Annotated in this window: 3 protein-coding genes; 1 reads left to right on the plus strand and 2 read right to left on the minus strand. The window is 61.1% G+C overall.

The genetic code is table 11. The features are described from left to right. Window positions 1-653: 653 nt before the first annotated feature. Window positions 654-1,406: a hypothetical protein gene (locus JOY90_RS25695; RefSeq protein WP_291693914.1), complete on the minus strand. Its 753-nt coding sequence runs from the start codon at window positions 1,404-1,406 to the stop codon at window positions 654-656. Window positions 1,407-1,523: 117 nt separating this feature from the next. Then, the gene (locus JOY90_RS25700; RefSeq protein ID WP_291693915.1) at window positions 1,524-2,303 is read right to left on the minus strand and encodes a hypothetical protein; all 780 of its coding nucleotides are present in this window, start codon (window positions 2,301-2,303) and stop codon (window positions 1,524-1,526) included. Window positions 2,304-2,588: 285 nt separating this feature from the next. Here JOY90_RS25700 and JOY90_RS25705 point away from each other — a divergent pair. Continuing rightward, window positions 2,589-3,239 (plus strand): serine/threonine-protein kinase (locus JOY90_RS25705; RefSeq protein WP_291693916.1); only part of this gene is annotated, 651 nt, incomplete at its 3' end.

Raw genomic sequence — 3,239 nt, forward strand, 5'->3', positions numbered from 1 at the left:
TGGCGCTCATCGCTGTCCCCCTTTGTCATCGTCGCCTCGACCCCGAGAGCGGCCAGCAGGAGATCGGCTAACGCGCCCAGCAATCCTTCCGGGTTGCCGGTGACCACTGGGACCGGCCGCACCGGGCGCTCCAGTTCGAGAGCAAACCGCGCCTGATTGTGGGATCGACTCCTTGGCACGCGCCCCCTCCTTCTCTGAAGGTTTGGAGGGTGGGGCCGGGCTCTGAGTCTCACCGAGCAAGGCGAGAACGGCAGCTAGTTCAGTAAGACCTTCCAGGCCGATCTGGGGCGCGCCGAGCGTCATGCCTGCGCAATAGGCTTGATAGAACATCCAGTTGGGCAACTCCCGGCTGAAGCCAGGTCGCTCGGTCGTGTAGATGCACGTCAGCTCTTTGCCCCGCCGATGCGGCGAGACTTGCAACGTCCGCCCCGATAAAGGATGTCAACGATAGGCAATTGTCGCGCGACGCAAACTGTATGTGGAATGTCGTGTACTTGGCTCGTTTGCCGCGAACATCCTTGATGTCAAACTCGGTCACCTCACGCATCGCGCCGGTGAACCAGTCACCGCTTCCGATTCTTCGAGTTACAGGTTGGCACGCATCACCTCCGATCTGAGTAAAAAGCCTGACATGGGAACCCGAGCGCAGCCTCTCAGCTCCCCCGTTTGACGTACCGCATCGTCCATACCGGCTGATGTTCGGGAGTGTAGCTGTTGCCAACCCAAGGTGAGCCGCAAATGTGGAGATAGGCGTATGGTGTTCCCGCGAACATGATCCACGCGCCCGCGTCGCGCACGTCAGTCGGTAGGCCGCAATGCGCCGAGTCGAAGGGCCAGAGCACCATCCAGTGCGGCCCGATGGGTATCGCGGGACTCGCAGTATCGAATGCATTGGAGTTGCTATGCTGTGTAGCTCCGCAAAGCATGTAGCAGAGCCCAGGCACAGTATTCGAGGGGTGTGGCTTGCGCAGAATAAGATCCTTAAACCACTGCATGCCTATACGATCGATGCACATGGGAGGATCGCCAATCCGGTTCTCGTCTCCAGGTGTGCAGACCCAATCATTGCTTCCCTCGCGGAGGATGGCCGTCATGTTGCCTTCCCGGTCCAACTCAGCGACCGTAGCGTTTTTGGTGATCTGCATCGGCCCGGCTCGCATGGCGCGAGCGATCTTTACATCACGAATCGCTGCGTCCGCATCGCTCGGCGTGCGGCCGGTGGGTAAAGCGAGCGCTTCATTGCTGAAACTGCCCGGTCGTTGCGCCCAAGCCTTGCCATGAAGCGCAGCGAGCGTGAGGCCCCAAAAGCCAACGCGTGCCATGGCATGGCGCCGAGACGTAGCGCCATGCAGTTGTCCTCCCTGCCTTTCGTACAACGTGAAAGGTTCGCGATATTGATCGTCCATCAAATGCTCCTCGTGCCTCGAGAGCGATCCGGTGAGGCTTTCGCAGCATTGGCACTGCCCCAGAGCGATCCCGGATTGATTTGGTCTGGGTTGAGAGCGAGCATCCGATCGTGTCCGTTACGTGAATTGGACGTCGCTGATGTCGATGCGAACCATCAGCATGTCCAGGATCGGCCGTCGGTCTGGGCCACGCGTGTAGGCGCGTCGTTTGGCGGGTAAATGAATCCCGTTCGCCACGATGTAGTCCGATGTGAGTTGCGAGGCGGGGAAACCGCCGGCGATGTTGACGCTGTAATCGTGGCGACGCAGTCGGAAATCATGATCAAAGAAGAAATCCTGAACCAGACTGTGCGTGTCGATTGACCCTGGAAAGTGCGCGCGCAGCACGCGCCACGTTTCGTCGTCCTCGTGCCACGGCTCAGCTTCCTCCGCGACAACGCCTTCCAGCGTCAGGAGAAAGGGGGTCATGAAGTATGTCCAGAGAGCTTCACCATTGAAATAGGCAAGATGCAATGCATCCCACTGCGTGCTCATCTGATGACCCGCGAACGAGTCTTTTGGATCGCGCCGTTCCGCGACCACGGTTCCGTCAATTTTTTCAATGGCGATTCTGTCCGGCGTCAACATCGTGCGCTGATCGGGCGCACCGTAGGGCAATACGGATGAGCGGGCCTCGTGTAGCCACACGGTCATGCGCCGCGGTTCCGAATCTGGCATGACGCCTTTAAGCGGGAAGAACCCGCCACCGCTCACGATTGTGGCCTCGACCTTTTTGCGCTCATTCCACCGCGCCATGCCACCATGCGCATCGATGACCTGTGTCAGTAGCGCGCTTGCCGGTCTGGCGGTCGCCATCGGAATCTCCAATTGTTCACGTTGGTCGGCGATCGTCCCCATTTAACGGGCATGCGTTTCCCTTGCGAGTAAAGCCCTGCAAATCGTGGCAAATCGCTGCTGGAGAGAGGGCGGATCCACCTCGCCATGATCAAGCGGGATCAGCGGATGGCGGGCATGCTCAAGCCACGGTGGTACGATTTGGGTACTGGAGGGGGACAGCGGGTTCGCAAATCGTTGCTGTGGAGACGACGGAATGACGTCCGTCGGATCGAGCAATATCGACAGTGACTGGCATTTCTCAGACGATGCGGTACACTCGATCCGGCCAACGCCGGAGTCTGACAGATGGTGCGGCATTCGTTGCAGGGCGCATACTCGGACGGCGGCTCTCAGGTCTTGTGGGAGGACGGCGAGCGCGTCTTCCGTCGTGGCTGGCGAGTGGACGATGACGGCAAGCAGCACGCAGTGCTGACCGTTGTTCCCGCCGGCGACCACCCGTCCCGCTCGAACCTCGATCGCCTCGCCCACGAATACGAATTGAGGGATGAACTTGACGGGGCGTGGGCGGTGCGGCCGCTGGACCTCGTCCGCGATGCCGGCCGGACCGTGCTGGTGCTCGATGATGTGGGTGGCGAGCCACTCGACCGGCTGCTCGGCGCGCCCATGGAGGTGGGACGCTTCTTGCACCTCGGCAGCGCTGTTGCCGAGGCTCTCGGCAAGCTTCATCAGTGCGGGCTCGTCCACAAGGACGTCAAGCCGGCCAATATCCTGGTCAATGGCGCGACGGGCGAGGTGCGGCTGACCGGGTTCGGCATTGCTTCGCGCTTGGCGCGCGAGCGCCAGTCGCCTGGTCCGCCCGAGACGATCGCCGGCACGCTCGCCTATATGGCGCCCGAGCAGACCGGCCGAATGAACCGCTCGGTCGACGCGCGCAGCGATCTCTACAGCGTGGGCGTAATCTTCTACCGCATGCTCACGGGCACGCTGCCGTTCACC

This window comes from Bradyrhizobium sp. (assembly GCF_019242285.1).
In the GTDB taxonomy this organism is placed as follows: domain Bacteria; phylum Pseudomonadota; class Alphaproteobacteria; order Rhizobiales; family Xanthobacteraceae; genus Bradyrhizobium.

What these genes read in the sequence shown, in the direction of transcription:
- JOY90_RS25695 (WP_291693914.1), bottom strand. Translation starts at nt 1,406, where the DNA reads ATGGACGATCAATATCGCGAACCTTTCACGTTGTACGAAAGGCAGGGA.
- JOY90_RS25700 (WP_291693915.1), bottom strand. Translation starts at nt 2,303, where the DNA reads ATGGGGACGATCGCCGACCAACGTGAACAATTGGAGATTCCGATGGCG.